Genomic DNA, 21,389 nt, shown 5'->3' on the forward strand with positions numbered 1-21,389 from the left:
CACAAGGGCCTCAGGCTGTGGCCTGAGCGCGGCGCTGATGCTCGCGAACCACCCAGTCGACGACTTTCTGGTAGTCGGAGGCCCCGCGGCTGTCCGGTGCGTACTCGAAGATGGACTGCCGATGCTGTGGCGCTTCTTTGAGACGAGTGTTCACGCGGATGGGCGGGAGCACCTTGTCGTGGAAGTAGCCTTTGAGGGTCTTGATGGACTCATCGCTGATGTTGTTACGCATGTCGTAGAAGGTGGGCAGAATGCCCATGATGCTGATGGGGTGGAGCAGGACCTGGTTGACGTTTTTGAGCGTCTTCATGACCTGTTTGACACCGACCAGACTCAGGAAGTCGCAGGAGACGGGCACGATCAGGTGGTCGGCAAAGGTCAAAGCGTTCATGTTGAGCAGCGAGAGGCTCGGGCCGCAGTCGAGCAGGATAAAATCATAGTCGTGGTTCTCGTGGAGAACCTTGCGCAGAAGTTTATCACGCCCCTCATTTTTGCGAGCCAGGAAGATCTCGGCGCTGGCCAGGGTGTCGTCTCCCACCAGCACATCGAGGTTGGGTCGGGCGTTGATGACGCTCTGGCTGAGAGGTCGCTCCTCGACCATCAGGTGGTAGAGGGTGTGTTTCCCCTCAATGCCCAGGCTGATAGCGACGTGGCCCTGACTGTCGACGTCGATGATGAGCACGCGGTGGCCGGCCAGTGCCAGGCCGCTCCCCAGCGCGACGGTGGTGGTGGTCTTACCGGTGCCGCCTTTCTGGTTGAGCACGGCGATGCGCATCGGACCGTGCTCGGTGTGGGTGCGGCGCTGACGGTAGTCCTGGACGGCCGGGGTGCGGCAGGCCATCGAGCAGTAGTGCACCTGACGACCATCGATGGTGGCCTGCTGAAAGGCGTAGGTGGGCACGAACGCTTTATCGCAGCTGGAGCAACGCGCCTGGCCTTGCTGCTCGGTCTGTTCCTGGCGACAGGCCTGGCTGCAGAAGTAGACCATCTCGGAGCCGCGACGCTCGATCTGGAAGCGAAATTTGACCAGAAACTGCTTCTCGCAGCTATCGCAAGTCTTGAGTGCGGGAGCCATAAGACATCCTTGTCAGGTCCGGGTTGCGCCGGGGGCACGGGTCGCGCCCCTGAAAAAAAGTGTACAACGCAAGGGCGGGGACAATAACGCTAAACGATCTCGCGGTAAAGCGCGCCGCAACGGGCAACGCCGCGGTGCGCCGGGGCAACGTTTGCTACGGAATCAAGCGCGTTAGGATGCTGTCTCCTAAGGTGCCTGGCGGTCGGAGCGCCGGGGAGCATTCTGGCCAATCGGGCCCGTTAACGAGGAGGCAACTCATGGGACACCATCACGATCATAACAATGCGTTGAGCCGACGAGCTTTTATGAATGCGCTCCTGGCCGCCGGGGCCGGTGTGGCGGCAGCCGGGTGGGGGGCGGCCTGTTCGCCGCAGTCCGCCGGCGCGTCGAACAGGTTGACAACGTCGAGTCGGGGCGACGAACAGGGGCAGGCTCCTGAAAAGCAGGGCGGTGCGCGGATGCCGGTGGGCTTTGTCGGGCACGGCGCACCGACGCTCGCCATCGACCCGGGGAAAGGCGGTGATCTGGCGCGCTGGTCCAAGGCGTTGCCGACGCCGCGCGCCATCCTGGCGATAAGCGCCCATTGGGAAGATGCCCCGGCGAGCGCCGGGACAACCCGGGTGCAAGATCTCATGTACGATTTTTACGGGTTCCCCGAAGAACTCTATCAGATCGAGTATCCCTCTCCCGGCGCCCCTGATCTGGTGCGGCGCATCGGAGCGTTGATGGGCGAAGAGGTCACCCGGCACGATCGCGCGCTCGACCACGGGGTGTGGGTGCCCCTTCTCCACATGGCGCCGCAGGCGGATGTCCCGGTGCTGCAACTCTCGCTGCCTTCGCGGGAAGGGCCGGAGGCGCTCTTTGAGCTCGGGCGCAAACTGGCCCCGCTGCGCGATGAGGGGATCTTTATTCTGGGGAGCGGCAACGTCGTTCATAACCTGCGCCGGCTCTCCTGGCATGATCCCGATGGTGCGGTGCCTCCGGGATGGGCCTCGGAGTTCGACCGTTGGGTTGAGGAGGTCATCGATCAGGGCGACTTTGATGCGCTGGTCGACTACCGCCACAAGAGTCCGGGGCTGCGCATCGCGCATCCGACTGAAGAGCACTTCCAACCGCTGCTCGTGGCCGCCGGTGCAGCGAGCGTCCAACGTGACCCGGTGGGCTATCCCGTGAAGGGGTTTGAATACGGGAGTATCAGCCGGCGTTGCGTGCAGTTCGGCTGAGCGCGTAGGTTGTGCGCTGTCGTTGATAGCCCGGGGGGGCTGCATCGAGAGCGCTCCGGGCCGTGGTGCAAAACCTCGTTCATGCCCATGCCTGACCCTGGGCTTTGCGCCTTGCCCGCAGCGTTATCGATGTTGCATCCCTCGGCGTCTGCTAGTGCGCATGGTGCAGTACATAGGGCGGGGTAAAAGGCCACAAAGGGGCCGAAGTTCCCTTCCCACGATCTGGTCTCATGGAGTAGGCTTTCAGCCATCATCCACTGTGAGAACATTTCTGGGAGTAGTGCCGTGACGTCTACGCGAAGCTGGATTTATGTTTGCGCCGCGCTCTGTGCGGGTCTGGTTACCCCAATTGTCAGCGCCGAAGAACTCGTCGAAGAGTCGATTGATGAGGAGTTTGGTGAAGCGTTGGTCGAGGAAGAGCCGGCGGCGGCCGAAGTCGGTGGGTTTCATTTGCAGTCCTCGCTGGCGATTCGTCCTTTTCCCATCGGGTTGGCACTGCGCACGCAGGGCGGTTTCAAAAAGGGGCTCTTTGAGAGCGATTCGCCCTTACTCTCGGGCACCTACATCGACGGCGGCATCTCGACCTCGTTGAGCCCGGCGGCGTTCTGGGCCGGGCCGTATCTGGAGCTTCTGCCCGTGGCGGTGCTCAAACTTAAGGTAAGCGCGAATTTTATGACCTACTTCGGCACGTGGGGGTACCTCTACGTGCCCGGAGACGCCGCCCAGGATTGGAGTCTGGATGCGCTGAGCGCGTCGGCTGATCAGGGCCTGGGACAGTCGACCACGGGCATGATGGTGGAGGCCGAGACGACTCCGCAGATGAAGGTGGGGCGCGTGGTCTTTCAGGCCCCGACGACCTTCGGCTGGATGAAGATGGACGTGGCAAATAACTACTACGAGCCCATCTACGATCTCTTCTTTGCGCCGGAGGATACCTACTGGGTGACGCGTCCGACGCTCGGGTACCTTTTTGGGGAGAACCCCGCGGAGAGCTTCGTACTGCTGGGCGTGCGCTGGGAGCACACCTCGATCGCCAACTCCGGGGTGGTCCGCGATACGGTGGGACTGCTCTTTAACTGGAAGTTGCCCTCGAGTTATCTGAGCTGGGGCGATGCCTCGATCTCGGGTTTTGGAGGCATGCACATCGATCACCCCAACCGTGGGGAGCTCTCGCCATATCTGGGGATTCAGGCGGGAGTGAAGCTGTTCTGAGCGTGGGATGAGGCGTTGTGTTTCGGTGTTTTAAAAAGCATGACGATGCAGGCAGGCCGGACACCAAGAGGTGCCCGGCCTGTATTGCTCTGCGCGGCAGGGACCCCGTGAATGCGCCGTGTGAGGTGATGCGGCGACGTCGGAGGCCCCGGCTTGCTTGCGCGTCGAAGGAGGCGGTCGTGCAGCGTATATGCGGGAGAAAAGACGTTGGTCATGGAGGGAGTGTGGCGAGCGTTGGCGAGTTGGAGTGCTCTGTAAGGGCTCGCGCGGGGGCAGTGCGGCGACAGGCGTCAGTCAGTGGGGGGATTTTGAGCCCCGGTGCGCGTGGGCAGAGTGGTGATGGTGCGTGACGAGGGGCGAGATGAGAGCACCTGTGGGTAAGGTCCGAACGCCCGGGGAGACGCACTCGCAACGAAGCCCCGGGAACGCGCGGGTTCCCGGGGCTTCATCGTAGGTGATGCGCGGGGCCGACGCTCCCTGAAAGGGAGCGTCGGCGGCGTGTCATTTAGTGCCCATGCCCGTGACCCTTACCGGGGTGGCCCGGACGCCCGAAGGAGCAACGAAGCGCTCCGCGACCGCGCGGAGCGATCTTGACCACGGAGTTGTCCGTATCAACGCTGACGTAGATCACGCCGCAATCATCAACGGCGATGCCGTTGAAGATGTAGGTCGGGGGCATACCGGAAGGGCCGGCCATTCCGATGTTGAGGCCGCTGGCCAACACGGACTTCTCGCCAGTCTCCACATCGATACGGGTGACCTGATTAAGGCCGGTTTCGACGACCAGAAGGTCGCCATCTTCATCGACGGCCATGCCTTCGGGAAAGGAAAGCCCCTGAGCGACGACTTCAGGCGCAGCGAGCGCCTGGCCATCCTCGGCGATGAGGTAGACCGATCCGGTGACCCAGTCGGCCGCCCAGAGGTCTTCGCCGTCAGTGGCCAGGCCGGTGGGCACGGGGATCGCAGCGAGCACCTCTTTGTCGGTAGTGCCGGCTTCACGGCGCACAACGCGGTTCGCGGTCAGCTCGGCCACGATGAGATCGCCCTGGTAACGAATCGCATTAAGAGGCGTGGAAAAATCGGCGTGGCTCTCCACGACGGCTTCCTGCGCCGGATCCCAGGTCTGGACGACGTTGGCAAACCAGGAGCTGGTCAGCACGCGGTCGCCGTCAGCGCTCGCCGTTATCGGGGAGGCCAGCGCGGAGACGCCGATCACGGAGTGAATCGAAGCGGTCAGGCGCCCGGTCAACGTAGAGAATCCCTTCATGGAGAGGGCGTCGGCCACAAAGACGGTCTGCCGGCCCTGGTAGGGAACCACGGCGACGCCACCGGGAGCGACAAGTCCCTCGCGGGTCAGGCTGCGCATGCGGCCGCTGGGGAGCACTTTGCGTACCCAGCCGTCGTGGGCGTTGGTGATGTAGATGGTGTCGTTGGCGTCAAATGCCAGGTTGTCGGCACCAGCCTCGTCGGCCACTGCGACCACATGGGTCTGACCGGTGTCCAGGTCGAGCGCGATGATCTCGCCGGTGTACTGATCGACGACGTGCAGGATTCCCTGAGAGTTGAACTTCACGGCAGCCGGCACCTGAAGGCCGTCGAGCACGGTGGTAAACGTCCCGGTGTCAACGTTGACGCGTACGACGTCCCCGGCGAACCATCGCGGACCGTAGAGCTGGCCATCCGGACCGAACTTCATGCTGTTGAGTCCGGCATAGCCGGTTCCGACGAGGCGAGGAGCATCGACCCCTTCGGGATCGAGCTCGTAGAGGGCGTCGCCCAAAAAGACGATTGTTGCGAAGAGGCGTCCGTCCGGAGACATGGCGATCGCGTTCACGCCGGGGGCCAGTTGGGCGACGGTGGTCTTGACCCCGTCGGGGCTCAATCGGCCGACTTCACCGGTAAGAAAGGAGGTCCAGTAGAGCGATCCGTCCGGACCGAAGATAAGGTCGTCCGGAGAGTCCACGCCGCGCTCAGTGCCAATCATGTCGATGATGCGGCCGGAGCGCGGGTTGACCACCGCGATAGCCCGGGAGAGTACGCTGGCGACGTAGAGATTGCCGTCCGGGCCAACCACGATACCGTTGGTAGCATGCAGATCAGCACCGGTCGTCAGGGTGCGAATCCGATAGTCGGAGTCCACTGATGCCGAGGTGTGCGACAGGGCGGCCTGAGACTCGCCAGTTGTCTCCTCGTCGCCACCACCACATGCGGCCAGGAGCAGCGCTCCGGCAGCCAACGTCGAAGTCCATCGAGCAGCGCGCATTGATACAGCTTTCATGATCGACTCTCCCGGTAAAGGCATGCTGCCCCGAAGTGGGGTCAGCACTCAAACATGCACCGATGATAGGAGAGCGTTTGTTGGGCATCAAATGTTAAGTTATATGATGATGGTCCTTGACAGGATCTGCGGGGGTGTATCTAAGGCCTTGTATTGATTGAACAAAACGGGGTCGGTGTGGTCGCGTGTCGGGGAGTGTGTGCTGATGTGTGATGGGGTGGTCGGACGTGGGTGTCTGTATGTTTGCGTCTGTTTCGATCGCCCGTTTGGGGTGTGTTGAGGTGCAAAAAAAACGACCACCGAGGCCCGGGGGGCAGCGGTGGTCGTCTGAGAGTCAGTTCCGTCGGTAGGGAGACGGTTCCCGGGGGGGAGATGCCTCCTCAGGTGGAGGCATCCTCCGGGGAGGCATCCTCCGGGGAGGGGGCAGGGCGTTTGTTGGAAATCACGGTACGCACATGCTGGCGGACCTGGGCCAGGAGACGCTCGCGATGTTCGCCAAACCCCTCGCCGCTCTTGCCGCCCTTGGTGAGGATCTCACTTGTGTCGCGACGCAGCTGAGCCTCTTCCTCCGGGGAGAGTTCCCGGGCTGTGACCACGATGACCGGGACTTTGCTGTAGTCGGGATGGTTGCGCAGGCGTCGCAAGAACTCAAATCCATCGAGGTTCGGCATCATCAGATCCAGGAGGACGAGCGCCGGATCGATGGTTTCGAGTTTTTTCAGGCCGATGCGACCGTCTTCGGCCTCGACCACGCTCCAGCCGTCATCTTCCAGGGTGCGCCGCATCAGAGAGCGGGTGGGCTCATCGTCTTCCACCAGCAGGATCTCGCCAGTGCTTTCATCGGGCCGTCGGTAGTTGTTGAGCGTCTCGATGAGGCGTTTGCGGTCGATAGGTTTGACCAGGTAGTCGTCGGCTCCCAGTGCGAAGCCGCGCGCGCTCTCGTCGAGCATGGTGACCATGACCACCGGGGTGTCGCAGAGTTCGGGGTGATCTTTGATCTTCGAGAGGAGTGTCCAGCCATCCATCGAGGGCATCATCACATCGAGGGTAATGACGTCTGGACGAAGTTGTTCGGCCAGAATCAGGCCTTCGGAACCATTGGCGGCCGTGACCACGGAGATGCCCTCACGCTCCAGCAGTCGGCGCAGCAGGTCGCGCATGGTGGGGTCGTCATCGACGACGAGCACCGTCTGGCTGCCGGCGTTTCGGAGTGAGGCGGGGAGATCTTCGGCGAGGGTAGCATCCTCGCTCTCGGTGTCGGTGGCGCGCAGATTGGTGGCCAGCTTGACCGTAAAGAGGCTCCCCTTACCGGGGGTGGATTCCACTTCAATGCCACCGCCCAGAAGTTCGCAGAAGTGGCGGGTGATCGTCAGGCCAAGGCCGGTGCCGCCAAATTCGCGGGTGGTCGAGGAGTCGGCCTGGGTAAACGCCTCGAAGATTGCTTTGAGTTGCTCCTCATCGACGCCCACCCCGGTGTCCTCGACCTCGCAGACCACGTGTTTGTAGGTCTCACTGGGGTACATCCGCATGGTGATGGTGCCATCGGAGGTGAACTTGCAGGCGTTGCTAAGCAGGTTAAAGAGGATCTGCCGCATCTTGGTGGCGTCGGTGTTCATGTAGCCGAGCTCGTCGCTGATCTCGACCTTAAGCGTATTGTGGTTCTTCTCGGCCAGGGGCATCACCGTGGAGCGGATGTCTTCGACCAGGTGATGAATATCGAACATCTCGACGTGCACGCTCATCTTTCCCGCCTCGATTTTGGAGAGGTCGAGGATGTCGTTGATCAGCGCGAGAAGGTGGGTGCCGGCGGTGCGAATGCGGCTTAAGTCGGGCAAGAACTCCGAGACGACACTGCCGTCTTTGGGCGAGTCCTTCTGGAGGTATTCGATCTCCTCGATGATGATCTCGGAGTAGCCGATGACGGCGTTGAGCGGGGTGCGCAGTTCGTGGCTCATGTTGGCCAAAAATGCGCTCTTGGCCTGGTTGGCGTGAATGGCGGCATCGCGGGCCTGGCGGATCTCGTGTTCGGCCTGCTTGCGTTCGGTGATATCGCGCAGGACCAGGATAAGGCGGTCGCCCAGGGTGCCGAAGGCGATCTCGGCGGGGAACTCCCCGGAGGAGCGGACGCCGGTGTGCTCCAGCGACTCGCCGGTGTCCAGATCCTCCAGCGTGCCTTGATCCATCGAGCTGACAAGTGCGGTGATGTGCTCTCCGGCGATCGTGCCGTGCTCGCGCTCAAAGATTCGAGCGGCGGCCTCATTGGCCGTGAGCACCTTGCCCTCGTTGTCGACGGTGATGATGCCATCGGGGGCAGTCTCCAGCACCGCGCGTGTTTCGCTCTCGCGCAGGCGTACCTCTTCGGTAAGCCAGCTCTGCAGGTCGTCTTTAAGCTGCAGGACGACGTGAGCGGTGACCGCCATACCGATCAGACTGATGCCTCGCTGCACATTGGCGACGACCGGAGGCAGCGCCGTAGGCGTGAATTCATAGCCGGTGAGTGTCCCCACCAGCACCGCGCCCCAGCTCAATACGACGGCGTAGAGCCACATCTTGGCAGTGCGGCGCCCCTGGAAGAGGTTGGCCAGCAGCGGGAGAATCGCCGGCCAGACGATCGCTGGCGCGGAGAGTCCGCCGTTCTGGTGAATCAAAAAGTAGAGCAGGATGTAAATCGGACCGACGATCAGGTGGCCAGCCCAGTCCATGCGCGACGTGGAGCGCAACAGCAGCGGTGCGGTGGCCACGGTGCTGCCGCAGAGCGTCAGGGCGAGTGCGGCCTGATATGAGCCACCCGAGAAAGAGATCGATGCTGCGACTGCGGCCCAGAAGACAACAGTAAACGTTGTCTTTACCCCGATTTGAGCACGTTTAAGCTCAATGCCGTTCTCGGCTTTGAGCGATTCCGGGATGAAGAAATCCGTAAACTTACCCATAAGCATACATCCATTTTCAGCGAGTACAGACCGTGCTGTTGTCGTGAGTGCGGAGACGCACATTGCTGCCGTCGGCGAGTCCGCCGCGACGAAACTTAGGGCTAGCTTGAAAGGCTCGCGGGAGCCTACGTATCGTCGAACTCAGTCTTGAAACTTCTGATTGCTTACCACAAACGAGGTGATGGGCCGAAAAAATGGGATGTCGCGAACCATGTGTCTCCATCCGATAGTCAATTTCCCGGAGGAGGACAAGAGAGGCTTTTATGCTCGCCAGGGAGGAGAGGGCTGGCCGTCGGGGGACACCGGGACGCAAAAACCCGGGCTCAGGTGGTGCCGTGCTCGAAGGGGGAATCCGGGGCGCCTGGAGAAGAGGGAGGACGTCGCTCATAGCTCAGTAACGCGAGCGCGCCCACGCCTACGCCAAACCAGAGCGTCGTCAGGCGGATCAGGTAGGTCGCAGCCAGGGCCGGGGCGCTCGCGGACAACAGTCCCAGCAGGAGCAGCGCGCCGACCATGCTGCCTTCGGTCAGGCCCAGGCCCCCGGGCAGAAAGCTCAGCGCGCCGAGAAGGGTGGAGATCGCGTAGACAAAGAGCGCTTTGTAGACGGTCAACTCCATCGCCCCCAGAGCGTCGAGGATGCACCAGAACGCCAGGCCCTCCAGCGACCAGGACAGCGCGCTGAGCAAGGTTGTGGAGCCAAGCAGTGCTGGCGAGAGCAGCGTCCGCATGGAGGCGTACGCCTGACGAAGTTGAGGTTGAAGACGAGAGACTTTCGGGAGGCGTCCGACGCCGTCGATCACCGCGTGGACGAGCCGCTCGGACTGCAACGCGCCGATGAGGGCGAGTACCGCGACCAGTGCTCCGACGAAGATGCCGGCACCGAACTCAAAGGTGAGCACCCCGAGTGCTCCAATCGCGAAGAGACCCAGCAGGTCGGTGAGGCGTTCGGCAAAGACCACCGGCGCGCTGTGTGCGATCGGCACCTGGTAGCTTCGGCGCAAGAGAGCGCTTTTGAGTACCTCACCGACCTTGCCCGGAGAGATCGACATGACCAGCCCGGCGAGAAAGATCTGCAGGCTGGGCCGCCAGGGCACCTTGATGTCGAGGTGGTCGAGGTAGAGTTGCCAGCGCATAAAGCGAAAGGCGTAGTTCACCGAACTGAGCGCGCACGCCAGAAGGACCACCGAGACCGGCACCTTCCCCAGGGCCGGGATGAGCTGGTCAAGGTCGGCCCAGAGCGCAAAACCGCCGTAGAGCAGCACCGCCAGAACAAGCGCCCACATCAGGCGTGCCAGGCGCAGGGGGGCGGGCCCGGCAGGGGGCGTTGGCGAGGACGAAGTCATCGTGTTACCGCGGGAGAGGGATGTTCATGGCGAGCTTTACGCTCCTTTTGGTACCGGGGTACCATGGCGGTGCCGGGCGGCCAACGCAACGCTTCTTACGTCGAGTGACACTATGCGCGAAGGAATGAACGGAAGTCGGCAGAAGACCACAACGCTGATTGTGGCTCTGTTATGTCTGGCGCTCCAGGCGTGCGCGTATAACTACGCCGCGCGCGAGGGGCGTCGTGCGGCGAGCACCGAGCCCGAGAGCACGGCGGCGCCAGAAACGGGTGCGTCGACCGACACGGCCCATCAGACGGAGGCATCGAGCAAGCAGCCCGCGCACGAAGCCGTTGAGGATGAGGGGGATATCTGCGGGCGTCTCGTCTTTGAGGTGCATTATTTCGACGCAGAGGCCCGTTACGTTCGACAGCTCGCCTGTGAGAGTGGCGAGGTTCTCAATGTGCAGCGCGTACCGATGACGAACTCGTTTCTGGAGCGCGCCCGTCAGGCTCGCCACCCCGAGCAGGTATGGTATGTGCTGGTCGATCCGGAGGGGCTGCGCACCCGCTACCTGACCAATCCTCAGCTGCGCGAAGTTCAGGCGCGCTATCAGAGCGAGCTGGTCGGGCGAGACCCGATCGACGACGTGCTGATCTATCAGCTTCATATCGAAGGTTTCTAGGAGGCCGCAATGCAGGACGGTCAACCCTCGGGAGCGCAGGAGAGCAGCATCGCGCTCAGCTCCGAGACCCAGGAAGAGGTGCGCCTGGCCAGGCGATGTTTCGCGCAAATTGAACGCCTGACGACCGTGATGACGGGTTACCCGCCGGGGCATCCGGTGGTGGAAAACGCGCTCAAAGCGGTGCGCGATGCGTTCTACGACTTCTTTGAGATCACCGACCGACTCACCGTGCAGATTCATCCGCACTGGATGGATCTTTACGGCTCCGGCGAGATGGTCTGGGAGACGGGAGAGCCCCGTGATTACTGCTTCGCGCTGAGCCGCGACGGGGTCTACCTCCTGCACATCCTGGCCGGTGTTGATGAGGCCGAGCTGCGTGTGCTGGTGGGCGTGCTCAATGAGCTGGTCGATCAGCGTGACCTCTCCTCGGACGCGGCCTCGCTGCTCTTTGAGGCTGGCTTTCGCTACATCTCGTTTGATGCCATCGATGAGTCGCTGGCATTGCTCGCCGGCCTGGATAGTGACGTGCGTAACCGCGATACGCGTGAAGAGCAGGAGATGATCGAGGAGCTCTTCAATGACGCCTTCGACAAGGAGTTGGAGGCCAGCGTTGGCAGCGGTAAGGGCATGGAGCAGGACTTCGAGGTCCGTCTGCAACGGCGTGGCGAGCAGCAGATGAAGCTCGAGGTCGGTTCGCGGCAGTTCTTGCGCCTGGATGAGGATGCTCAGGCCCATCTTCTCGATTTGAAACGAGGTTTTACCGAGCATCATGAACTCGAGCATCGCCAGGGGGAGGTGCTCTCGGCTCTTCTGGGGGCGCGTCCGCGGGCGAAGTTGCGACGTGGCGCGGTTGCGCAGATCGGCAACGTGATGGGGACGCTTCTGGAGACGGCCCAGCCCTGGGAGGCGCTCTCCTTTCTGAAGTTGATCCATCACTGGCGCGATAAGTTTCCGGCCGAGGTTGCCGGCGAGCTGAAAGAAGCCGTCAAGGAGTGTTTTACCCCGCGGCGTATTCAGGCGCTGAACAAGCAGGTGGCCACCGCCGGGCAGGGGCCCCGACGGGCGATCTTGCAGATGTACAACGCGCTGCACCTGGAAGCTGCCAGTGAGGGGCTCGTGGAAGTGCTGGGCTGGAACCTGGAGGATGACGCACGTGATGATATCCTGCGCTACGTCCGCCAGCGCGCGCGTCGCGGGCTCGATTTCATCGAGCGTGCGCTTCCCCGGGTTCCCGGCGAGCGCGCCGAGCCTCTGGTGGACCTTCTGGTGGAGATGATGCCGCGTTCGCGCGCGCTTCTCCTTGAGCTTGTGCGCGGGCCGATGGAGCCGGCGATGAAGCTCAAAGCACTCAAGGCGATGCGCGGGACCTGGTCAGATGTCAACGAGGTGCGCGAGGTGTTGGTGCCGCTTGTGCGGGGCTCCCACAGCGCTCTTCGGTTGGAAGCGCTTCGGGAGCTGGCGACGGCCATGCCGGCACACGTGCTGCGCGTGGTTGAACCTCTGCTAGATCCGAAACTTGCAAAACGCCCTGAAGAAGAGGTTCGTGCGCTTGTCGCTGTGCTCATCAAGCATGGTGGTGCGCCGGCGGTCGAGAAGTTGCGTGAGCTTGTGCAGCGTCGCGGGATCGTCGCCGAAGACGAGCAGGAGTTGGCCGTCGCCATTGTGCGCGCGATGATCAAAAGCCCCACTCCGGAAGTCGTGGCGCTCCTGCACGATGTCGCCAAAGACTGGCTGGTGGCCGGTCGGATTCGCTCGACCTGCAAAGAGGTCGTGGAGCTGATTCAGTAAGAGCGTCGATGGGTGCCAGACCCCCGCGCATGAGAGCGTGTCGGGCGTGGTGCTTCTCAATGAAGGTGCAGCGATGAGCGAAGAATTCGACTCCCATGAGCAAGAACTCGGTCTGGCCGCGGCCAGCGTACCGTTGAGCGGTGATGACCCTCAGGCCTTCGGGCGTTTCGTGGTCGATAGCGTCTATCGCATCATGAAAGTCGCCTCGATTTACAGCGTCGATCATAACCAGACGCGTCAGGCGATGGAGGCGTTTATGCCGGCGTTTCGCCAGAGCGTCGCTCAGGTCGAGGGCGGGGCAATCTCACTGACGATTCGCGGTGAACTCTGCAGCGTCAACGGGGACACCCTCAGGTTACGGCGCAAGGAGCAGGAGAGGCTCAACGAACTTCATGGCATCTTTAAGGCGGCTGTCATTCGGGGCATCGCCTTTGAAGAGGCGATGACCATCGACGACCTGGTGGCCTTCCTGAGTGCGCTGAATGAGGCCGGGCGGATCGGTACGGGCATGGAGCATGTGCAGGTGCCCCATATTGTCATTCAGCATGGCACGCCGGATCAGTCGATCATGGAGGCCATTGCCCAGGTCAATAAGGCCATGTACGTCGCCCACGTTTATATCCGTGCGCTGGTCAAGGTGCGCAATATGCACGAACACGTCCAGCAGACGCAGTCACCGGAGGTGCCCACCGGGGTGGTGCGCCGCATTCTTCAGACGGTCTCGGAGCTGTTGGCAGACGATGACTTTACGATCCTCGGGCTGTTGCCCCTGCGTCTGGTGCCGCCGGATATCAGCTCGCATTCGGTGAACACTGCGATTTACGCCATGCTTCTGGCCGATCGTCTGGGGCTGGGTCAGCAGATGACGGCGTACGTGGGCATGGCGGTGATTTATCAGGATATCGATCGCCTGGTGGGAATCTCGGTGGGGCACCGCGATCGCGATCCGGGACTCGACTCCCACCGCCAGTTCTCTGCGAACCTTCGCGATGTGGCTTTGATGCTCGACCACGTTGAGGGCGACGTGATCTCCACCCTGCGGGTGCTGCTGACCTATGAGCGAGGCTGCGCGTTTGAAAATGAGGTCGGACGTCCTTTCTACCGGGCGCCGCGCAAACTTCACCTGATCTGTCGCATCATCGACCTCTGCCGTACCTACGATCTGCTCATTCAGGGGTTGCAGGGCTACAAGACACGTCGCCCTGATCTGGCGATTCAGTATGTGGAGAGTCGTGCCGGCGAGGTCTTCGATCCGCATCTGACGCGCCTGCTGGTCTCGACGCTGGGACTCTTCCCGATTGGCTCCACCGTGCAGCTTAGTTCGGGAGAATCGGCGGTGGTGATTCGCACGCCTTCGCCGGCGTCCGATCCGCGTCGTCCGGTGGTGCGGGTGCTTAACCGTCGCGATCCGATGGTCATCGACCTGAGCGATCCGCGCTTCGAGCACATCGAGATTGCCCGTTCCATTGACCTCGATGAGAGCGCGGAAACCAATCCCTCGCAGGTCTTTTTGCTCACCTGAATCAGGTGGCGTTCCAGTCACAAAAAACGCCGCGCCCCTTACGTTGGGGCGCGGCGTTTTCGTCTTCCGGGGGGGCAGTGCCCGCAGACCTCAGTGCGGCTCTACGCCGATGATGCCCTTCGCAAACAGTTCGGCCAGCAGGGTCAGGGTCTCCAGTCGGGACATCGAACTCATGTCGAGGATGTCTTCAAAGCAGAGCATGCCGTCGATCTGGCTGAGGAGAAAACCTGCGCGATGATCCAGATCCAGCCCGGCGATATCGCCCATGGAGACGTTGAGGGTGGGGACCTGAACCAATGAGCCCAGGCGATCGTGTTGAATGCGCTCCAGCTCGCCCTCGAGCACCCCGCGTAGATGCCGGGCCTCGGCATGATCGGTCTGATGGAGGACGTCGCTGACGATCTCAAGGGCGGTCTCAAACTCGCCCCTTTCATAGAGCCTTCGTGCCTGGGCGGTGATGGCGTTGAAGTTTGTCCCCTCAGCCGAGACCTCGGAGGGGGGACCGTCGACCTCTTCGAGCACGAAGGATGAGGCGGCCATCTCGCTCAAGGGGCGGTTGCGCACGCCGGTGGGCGCATCATGGGCAAAGGGGTTGGCGGAGCGCGCGGGGCTCTCGCTCGGGGGTTTCAGGTGGGCCGGCGTCGGTTCATTGCCCGCCTCACGAACCACCGGTTCTCCACGGTAGTGCGAGGGGCTCCGTTGGTGTTCGGAGAGCTCGAAGAGCGAGCTCATGGAGCTCTCTGAGGCCAGAGAATCGGCCAGAGCGAAGAACTCCTTCTCGTCGACGTGATCGCGCCTGGTGGAGATCACCCCGGAGCTGGGGGCGTCGTCCGCGAAGGGAATAGGCGTGGTGCCGCGGGGCGGCGTGGGCTCGGCGTGCTTCAGAGCGGCGATGTTGGTCTGAGGCGCCAGCGGCGTATCCTGCCGCTGGCGTGTGCGCTCCAGTGAGGGCATCTTGCCGGTGGGGCGCTCCTGCGTGGTGCCAGCCGACGTGGAGCGCGCAGGATTGCGCGACGTCGGAAGTTCGTTGCGCCGGGCGATCGGATCTGCGCTGGAGGGCTCACCAAAGAAGGAGGCTCGCATAGGCTCCGTTCCCTGAGCTGTCGAAGCCGGGCCTCCCGAGGCATTAAGCGGCGGGGGAAAGAAGTCTGCATCCTCGGGCTCGACGATCGCGCCGGGTGCCGAGGCGTCTCTCGCGGCGTTGAGGGGGGGGGGAAAGAAGAAGTCGTCTTCGGCAGGCTCGACCAGGGGGGCTGGCGAAGCGCCGGGGCCGCTGGCGTTTAGAGGCGGCGGAAAGAAGAAGTCGTCTTCAGGCTCAACCACCTTGCCGGGAACGGAGTCGGCTACGTCAAAATGCGTACTCGAGGCGGGGGCGGGCGTGGCACCGGGGCCAAGATCGAAGTCAAAGTCCAGGTCGTCGCTTGCCTGGGCCGCGCTCACCGGCTTCCTGGCCGGAACGGTGGTGGGGCGCTTCGAAAAGCCCGGGTCCGGAGACGCCGAAGAGGGGGAGGCAAAGGGGGCGTTTGTTGACGGGCCGCCGGAAGAGGGGAGCGCGTCCAGATCGAAGCGCCGCCCTGGTTCACCTTCTCCGGGGGCTTTCGAAGCCGGCGCCGGAAATCCGAAATCGAACGCAAAATCATCATCTTCGGGGGCGGAGGGCTCATCGAAGCTAAACTTCAGCTCGGCATCCGAAGGTTCGTTCAGGTTAAAGGCTGAGCCTCGGGAGGGGACCGCATCGCCAATCGTTTCTTCGCCCGGCGCAGAAGGCTCGGAGAGTTCGTTGAGAAGATCCTCGATTGGCGTGGAAATGGAGGCACCCATCGCGAAGTCGTAATCCTGCGGTGAACCGATGTCGGCGCGCATGATCTCGACGTCATCCTCAGGCGCACATCCGCCCGATGCATCAAAGGGCATCGAGAGTGATGCACCGAGCGCAAAATCGTAGCCCTCGGATACGTTTTCCGGCGGGGAGGCGGCGGGCACTTCATCAAAAGGATCGAAAAAACTCTCTTTGGAGGGTGTGCTCGAGGAGGGCTCGGCGCGTCTCAGGGAAGAGGAGAGGGCACGGGAGACGCCGGTGGGCTCGTTGGGGCCGGCGAAGGAGGGCGCTGCAAACGCGTCGGAGTCATCAAGACGGGGCGCTGAGGCCTCCGGGGAGCTGTGCAACGCGCGCAGTTGCTCCGGGTCGAACTGCCGGGTGTGATCGCCGCTTTCGCCCGACGACTCACCGGCATACTTCTCCGGGGTGAGACCGAGCTGCGCCAGCGCCGCGCTCGGGTCGATGCGTCGGGTGTGGTCACCGAAGTTGAGGGCGGGGGAGGACGCCTCATCGGAGTCGGGCGATGCGCCCAGACCTTCCGGAGCGTCGTCCTCGTCGAGTGCGTCGAAGCTCCAGTCGATGTCACTCTGAGAATCGGCGACGTTAAGATGCTCAAAGAAGCCGCCGTCATCATCGTCATCGCCGTCGAACTCGAATAAGGCGTTGAGCGAATCCTCGCCGACATCATCGATGTCATTGAGCTGGAGCATCGCGGACGGCTCGACGTCATCAAGGATCTCGAAATCGTCCATGCTGACCAGGTCATCGAGCTCGCCGAAGTCGTCCAGAAGATCAAGTTCATCGAAGAGGCTGACTCCCGGGGGAGGTGCTACGGCTCGAAGTTGGGTCTCACACCAGCGTGTGGCGGCGTTGAAGTCAGCCTGGGAGGGCGCGTCGCTCAGCGCCCGGATCAGCCGGGCCGATTCCGCGTCTTTGAGCCCGCAGAGGCGCACCAGGCGCAGCAGCGCCAACGCGTTGGGGGCATCGCCCCGCTCAAGGCAGGTGCGCAACTTCTCTAAGTGGCCCCGTTGTTGTTCGACGTCAGGCGCTTGGGTCATGAAGTTTCACCAGATCTTCTGCGGCAACATAAAGAGGCTACGGCGTGTGGTGCTCAGGCGCCCATGGCGGCGGCTTTCACCGACTGGAGGACCTGCTGAATCTCGTCGGCGATGGTCGTGAGCCGGGCGGTGTCTTTGGAGTCGAGGGCCTGGCGAGCGTTCTCAACGCTTCGGGTGACCCGCTCGCGTAGATGTTCCAGGAGGTGGCCGTCACCGTTGCTGATGGTCCGCTCGGTGAGTTTTTCAAGCTCGCGCACCGATTTACGAATCTGGCCGCGGGCGCGCTCAAGCTCTTCATCGCGCTTGAGTTCCACCAGGTAGTCCTCGTTCTCCTCGATCATGTTCTGGATTTCTTCTTCCGTCAGACCGCTGGTGGCGGTGACCGTGATCGACTGCTCCTTGCCCGTCTCCAGGTCGCGAGCCTGGACCGAGACGATGCCGTCGGCGCTGATCTCGAAGGCGACCTCGACCTCGACCTCACCTGCCGGCGCGCGGCGCAGCCCGCTGAGCACGAACTCACCCAGCATCTCGTTCTCCTCGGCGTTGGGCGACTCGCCCTGGAGCACGATGATTTTCACCGAAGTCTGGTTGTCGCGCACCGTGGTGAAGATATGACCGTGGCTGGTGGGGATGGTGGCATTGGCCTCGATCAGCACCTCAAAACCACCGCCGTGCACCATGATCCCGAGGCTGTGCGGGGTCACGTCGAGCAGGAGCACATCGCTGCTGCCCTCGATCAGGGCTGCACCCTGAACCGAGGCGCCCAGCGCAACTGCCTCATCGGGGTGCACCTGCTTGGAGGGGGCTTTGTCGAAGTAGTCGCGCACCGCGACCTGAATGCGGGGCATGCGTGTCATACCGCCGACGAGAATCACGTCGTCGATGTCGTCGATCTCAAGGCCGCTCTCCTGGAGAGTGGCCTGGCAGATCTTGATGGTGCGCTGCACCAGGTCGATGACCAGCTCCTCAAACGCGTCGCGGGTCAGTGTGGTCTGAAGGTGGAGGGCTTCGCCGTCATCACGGCTGTGAATGAAAGGCAGGCTGATCTCGGTCTCCGGCATTGAGGAGAGCTCGATCTTGGCCTTCTCGGCCGCGTCGCGAAGACGCTGCAGAGCCATTTCGTCTTTGCGTAAATCGACTTTATGCTCACGGGCAAACTCAAAGGCCAGGTGCTCAATGATGCGCGCATCGAAGTCTTCTCCGCCCAGGAATGTGTCGCCGGCGGTGGAGAGCACGTCGAAGACGCCCTCGTGGATATCGAGGATGGAGATATCAAAGGTGCCCCCGCCAAGGTCGTAGATCGCGACGGTGGCGTCGAGGTTCTTGCCGAAGCCGTAGGCCAGGGCGGCGGCGGTGGGCTCGTTGATGATGCGTACAATGTCGAGCCCTGCGATGCGGCCGGCGTCGCGGGTGGCGGTGCGCTGGTTGTCGTTAAAATAAGCCGGCACGGTCACCACCGCTTTGGTGGGCTCCTCGCCGAGGAATTCCTGGGCGACGAGCTTCATCTCCTGGAGAATGATGCTGGAGATCTCGGGCAGGCTGTATTCTTTGTCGCGAAGTTTGATGCGCACATCTTCGTGTGGGCCCTGCACGATCTCGTAGGGGCAGGTCTCGATGCAGTGGCGGACCTCCGAGGAGTTCCACTTTCTGCCGATGAGGCGCTTGGAGGCGTAGACGGTGTGACGAGCGTTGGTGATGGCCTGACGTTTGGCCATCTGGCCCACCAGTCGGCGTCCGCTCTCAGTGATCGCCACGACGCTGGGGGTGGTCTTGTAGCCACCTTTATTAGGAATGACCTGGGGGGTGCCGCCTTCAACGATGGCGACACAGGAGTTGGTGGTCCCGAGGTCGATTCCGATGATGCGCTCCATGCGTTCTCCTTAGCGGGTCGTGCGACGTGGCAGGTGGCAGGTGACGATCGTTCAGGCGCGCAGCTGTTGGAGGTGCGCGAGGATGTCGGCGTCGTCGGGTCGAAGCTCCAGCGCGCGCTCCAGGTGATAGATCGCGTCGGAGGGGGATTGTTTCATTATGTATAACTCGCCCAGAATGCGCAGCGCGTCAACGGAACGTGCTTCGATCTTATGAGCGGCGCGTGCAAAGGCGACGGCATCATCGAGGTGATTGCCGCGGTCTTTGAGGCTTTGAGCGACCCGAAGGGCCAGGGCGTGGTCGCGCTTGAGCGTGAGCGCTTTTCGGAACTCACGCAGCGCGGCACCTACATCATCGCGTTCCAGGTGGGCGTCGCCGCGGCGTACCAGCAGTTGAAAGGCCATCTCACGCTTGCGCTCGCTGGCGACCTCTTCGATCGGTTCGCTGCGCTGGGAGAGGGGCGTTGTGGCGAGTTCCGTGAGGGGCACCGGCTGGCGGTGCTGCTCCAGGAAAGCGTTGTATTCCGCACGTTTGTTGCGGTTGGAGAGGGTCTGGTAAGCGCGGGTGATGCGTTGAAAGATCTTTTCGATGCGCATGCCGTAATCGCCCAGCACCTTTCGAAAGAAGCGATCGGGATGGTAGCGCTTGGACATTGAGAAGTACGCGCCGCGAAGCTCGCGTCGTCCGCAGTCCACGTCCACACCGAGAAGCTGGTAGTAGTCAACCTCGTCGAGCTGGGCGTGCACGAAGACAACTTCGCGTTTGAAGTCGTCGTCCAGTTCGACGCTCTGCTCCAGGAGCTCGCGGTCGAAGTGGAAGTCTTCGATCGCCACCGGGAAGCGTGTGAGAATGGCCTCACTGAGGTCGTCCTCGCCAGGCTCGTGGGGCTCAGCGGTCTCGGATGCAGCCCCCGCTGGAGCGGGTGAGGCCGCGGTCGAAGAGGCGGGAGCCGGGGGTATCTGTCCGGGAAGTTCGATGAGCCCGTTCTTCCAGAGGCTCTCGATACACTCCAGGGTGAGGGGACGCCCCAGCCCGCTGACCGAGCAGAGCTGGGCGACGGTCATCGACCCGTCGACGCGCGAGAGCACAAAGAACTCTTCGGGAGTCAGCGGCGACTTGAGGCTTTTAAAGTCGACCCCGCTCAGCGCGCGCGGGGCGAGCGTCTCATCGATTGAGGACATCGTCTGACCGGTAGGGGAAGTGGGGGGCGAGCAGGGAGTGCGCGCCCGCAGGCCGAGCTGAAGTACGAGAGGAGTCCCCGGACAGTGTGTAGAGGGGTGAGCTACCCGGGAGCGCTGGCAACCAGAATGAACAGGAATTTACCTGAGGTTAAGGATACTTCGGCGCCGTCGATGTGGCAAGGAGGGCGCCGGCGCTCCCGGGCAGTCGGGTGTTCAGGACACGACCTTCTCAATGGCGCGCTCCAGGCGCTCAAGCGCCTCATCGACGTCAGCGTCCGTGATGATCAGCGGAGGCACAAAACGCAGGGTGTTCCCGCCGGCGGTGTTGATCAGCAGGCCCTCGTCCTGGGCGGCGGAGGCAATGGCCGAGGCGGCGTTGCCTTTGCATTCCGCGCCGACCATCAGCCCCAGTCCCCGGACGTCGGTGATGACGTCAAAATGCTCGGCCAGGCGGCGCAGGCCGGCCTGGAGGCGCTCGCCACGGGCGCGGGCGTTCTCCAGGAGGTTGTCGCGGGCGATGACCTCAAGCACGGTGTGGCCAGCGCGTGTGGCCAGCGGGTTACCCCCGAAGGTCGAGGCGTGGCTGCCGCGGGTCCATCCTGCCCAGGCCTTCGCACTGGCGAGCGTTGCGCCCAGGGGCACCCCGCCACCCAGGCCCTTGGCCAGGCTCATAATATCCGGGGTAACCCCGTAGTGCTGGTAGGCGAAGAGTGAGCCGGTGCGGCCGACGCCGGTCTGGACCTCGTCGAAGATCAGCAGCGCACCGTGCTTATCGCAGATCTCGCGCACCCCTTTAAGGTAGGCCGCATCGGCGGGGCGCACGCCTCCTTCGCCCTGCACGGGCTCCACCATGACAGCGGCAGTATTGCGATCGACAGCCTGGCGCAGGGCGTCCAGATCGTTGAAGGGCACATAGCTAAAGCCCGGGACCAGAGGCTCAAAGCCCTCGTGGTACTTCGGTTGGCCGGTGGCTGTGATCGCCGCCAGAGTGCGTCCGTGAAAGGAGTGCGTCATGGTGACGATGCCGGTCTTATCAGCGCGTCCGGCGACGACCTTCTGGTAGCGACGGGCAAGCTTAATCGCGGCCTCATTGGCCTCGGCGCCCGAGTTGCAGAAGAAGACCCGGTCGGCAAAGCTCTTCTCGACGAGGGCCTCCATCAGCGCGATCTGTTCTGCGGTATAATAGAGGTTGGAGACGTGCAGAAGACGCCCGACCTGATCGCGCAACGCATCGCTCAGAGTGGGGTGGGCGTGTCCGAGCGCACAGACGGCGATGCCGGCCACAAAGTCCAGGTACTCTTTGCCTTCGGAGTCAAAGAGGCGCACGCCCTGTCCGCGCTCAAAGATAATGGGCGCAGGCGCGTAGTTCGGGCTGTTGAGGTCGTTGGCTTTATGAAGCAGCTCGGCGGTGTCCGTCATAGGAGAGA

13 protein-coding genes are annotated in these 21,389 nt (G+C 62.7%); 5 read left to right on the top strand and 8 right to left on the bottom strand.

Annotated features, from left to right (window positions below; genetic code table 11):
* Positions 1-10: 10 nt before the first annotated feature.
* Positions 11-1,075 (bottom strand): ParA family protein, encoded by a 1,065-nt coding sequence (locus EA187_RS01960; protein WP_206524156.1) that lies wholly within the window; start codon positions 1,073-1,075, stop codon positions 11-13.
* A 257-nt stretch (positions 1,076-1,332) separates the two neighbouring features.
* On the opposite strand from EA187_RS01960, the gene EA187_RS01965 reads away from it, so the two are divergent.
* Together EA187_RS01965 and EA187_RS01970 are read left to right on the top strand one after the other, a co-directional pair.
* Complete coding sequence (locus tag EA187_RS01965) at positions 1,333-2,298, top strand: dioxygenase family protein (RefSeq protein ID WP_206524157.1); 966 nt, start codon at positions 1,333-1,335, stop codon at positions 2,296-2,298.
* 285 nt (positions 2,299-2,583) lie between these two features.
* On the top strand, positions 2,584-3,510 hold the full coding sequence (locus EA187_RS01970) for a hypothetical protein (RefSeq protein ID WP_127778999.1): 927 nt from the start codon (positions 2,584-2,586) through the stop codon (positions 3,508-3,510).
* A gap of 505 nt (positions 3,511-4,015) precedes the next feature.
* Here the strand turns inward: EA187_RS01970 and EA187_RS01975 are convergent.
* The 3 genes from EA187_RS01975 to EA187_RS01985 form a co-directional block, all read right to left on the bottom strand.
* Entirely contained in the window at positions 4,016-5,788 is a 1,773-nt protein-coding gene (locus tag EA187_RS01975; protein ID WP_164855902.1) for an SMP-30/gluconolactonase/LRE family protein, read from the bottom strand.
* Between the two features lie 380 nt (positions 5,789-6,168).
* Positions 6,169-8,718 (bottom strand): hybrid sensor histidine kinase/response regulator, encoded by a 2,550-nt coding sequence (locus EA187_RS01980; RefSeq protein WP_164855903.1) that lies wholly within the window; start codon positions 8,716-8,718, stop codon positions 6,169-6,171.
* A gap of 323 nt (positions 8,719-9,041) precedes the next feature.
* Positions 9,042-10,061: a lysylphosphatidylglycerol synthase transmembrane domain-containing protein gene (locus EA187_RS01985; RefSeq protein ID WP_127779002.1), complete on the bottom strand. Its 1,020-nt coding sequence runs from the start codon at positions 10,059-10,061 to the stop codon at positions 9,042-9,044.
* A gap of 112 nt (positions 10,062-10,173) precedes the next feature.
* On the opposite strand from EA187_RS01985, the gene EA187_RS01990 reads away from it, so the two are divergent.
* From EA187_RS01990 to EA187_RS02000, 3 genes are all read left to right on the top strand, one after another.
* Positions 10,174-10,725 carry a hypothetical protein gene (locus EA187_RS01990; protein ID WP_127779003.1) on the top strand — a complete coding sequence of 184 codons (552 nt, stop codon included), beginning with the start codon at positions 10,174-10,176 and terminating at the stop codon, positions 10,723-10,725.
* A 9-nt stretch (positions 10,726-10,734) separates the two neighbouring features.
* Positions 10,735-12,513, top strand: a complete 1,779-nt coding sequence (locus EA187_RS01995) for a hypothetical protein (protein WP_115603171.1) — start codon at positions 10,735-10,737, stop codon at positions 12,511-12,513.
* A 73-nt stretch (positions 12,514-12,586) separates the two neighbouring features.
* Complete coding sequence (locus EA187_RS02000) at positions 12,587-14,035, top strand: HD-GYP domain-containing protein (protein ID WP_127779004.1); 1,449 nt, start codon at positions 12,587-12,589, stop codon at positions 14,033-14,035.
* Positions 14,036-14,125: 90 nt separating this feature from the next.
* Here EA187_RS02000 and EA187_RS02005 read toward each other — a convergent pair whose 3' ends face one another.
* The 4 genes from EA187_RS02005 to EA187_RS02020 form a co-directional block, all read right to left on the bottom strand.
* Entirely contained in the window at positions 14,126-16,912 is a 2,787-nt protein-coding gene (locus tag EA187_RS02005) for a hypothetical protein (protein WP_127779005.1), read from the bottom strand.
* Between the two features lie 53 nt (positions 16,913-16,965).
* Positions 16,966-18,783, bottom strand: a complete 1,818-nt coding sequence (gene dnaK / locus EA187_RS02010; RefSeq protein WP_127779006.1) for a molecular chaperone DnaK — start codon at positions 18,781-18,783, stop codon at positions 16,966-16,968.
* 51 nt (positions 18,784-18,834) lie between these two features.
* The gene (locus EA187_RS02015) at positions 18,835-19,962 is read right to left on the bottom strand and encodes a J domain-containing protein (protein ID WP_127779007.1); all 1,128 of its coding nucleotides are present in this window, start codon (positions 19,960-19,962) and stop codon (positions 18,835-18,837) included.
* A 213-nt stretch (positions 19,963-20,175) separates the two neighbouring features.
* Complete coding sequence (locus tag EA187_RS02020; protein ID WP_115603166.1) at positions 20,176-21,381, bottom strand: acetylornithine transaminase; 1,206 nt, start codon at positions 21,379-21,381, stop codon at positions 20,176-20,178.
* Between the last annotated feature and the right edge of the window lie 8 nt (positions 21,382-21,389).

The sequence above is a fragment of the Lujinxingia sediminis genome, assembly GCF_004005565.1.
GTDB classification, from domain to species: domain Bacteria; phylum Myxococcota_A; class Bradymonadia; order Bradymonadales; family Bradymonadaceae; genus Lujinxingia; species Lujinxingia sediminis.

Coding starts and splice junctions, on each gene's coding strand:
- EA187_RS01965 (WP_206524157.1), top strand. CDS start 1,333: ATGGGACACCATCACGATCATAACAATGCGTTGAGCCGACGAGCTTTT.
- dnaK (WP_127779006.1), bottom strand. CDS start 18,783: ATGGAGCGCATCATCGGAATCGACCTCGGGACCACCAACTCCTGTGTC.
- EA187_RS01990 (WP_127779003.1), top strand. CDS start 10,174: ATGCGCGAAGGAATGAACGGAAGTCGGCAGAAGACCACAACGCTGATT.
- EA187_RS02015 (WP_127779007.1), bottom strand. CDS start 19,962: ATGTCCTCAATCGATGAGACGCTCGCCCCGCGCGCGCTGAGCGGGGTC.
- EA187_RS01980 (WP_164855903.1), bottom strand. CDS start 8,718: ATGGGTAAGTTTACGGATTTCTTCATCCCGGAATCGCTCAAAGCCGAG.
- EA187_RS01995 (WP_115603171.1), top strand. CDS start 10,735: ATGCAGGACGGTCAACCCTCGGGAGCGCAGGAGAGCAGCATCGCGCTC.
- EA187_RS02005 (WP_127779005.1), bottom strand. CDS start 16,912: ATGACCCAAGCGCCTGACGTCGAACAACAACGGGGCCACTTAGAGAAG.
- EA187_RS01975 (WP_164855902.1), bottom strand. CDS start 5,788: ATGAAAGCTGTATCAATGCGCGCTGCTCGATGGACTTCGACGTTGGCT.
- EA187_RS01960 (WP_206524156.1), bottom strand. CDS start 1,075: ATGGCTCCCGCACTCAAGACTTGCGATAGCTGCGAGAAGCAGTTTCTG.
- EA187_RS02000 (WP_127779004.1), top strand. CDS start 12,587: ATGAGCGAAGAATTCGACTCCCATGAGCAAGAACTCGGTCTGGCCGCG.
- EA187_RS01985 (WP_127779002.1), bottom strand. CDS start 10,061: ATGACTTCGTCCTCGCCAACGCCCCCTGCCGGGCCCGCCCCCCTGCGC.
- EA187_RS02020 (WP_115603166.1), bottom strand. CDS start 21,381: ATGACGGACACCGCCGAGCTGCTTCATAAAGCCAACGACCTCAACAGC.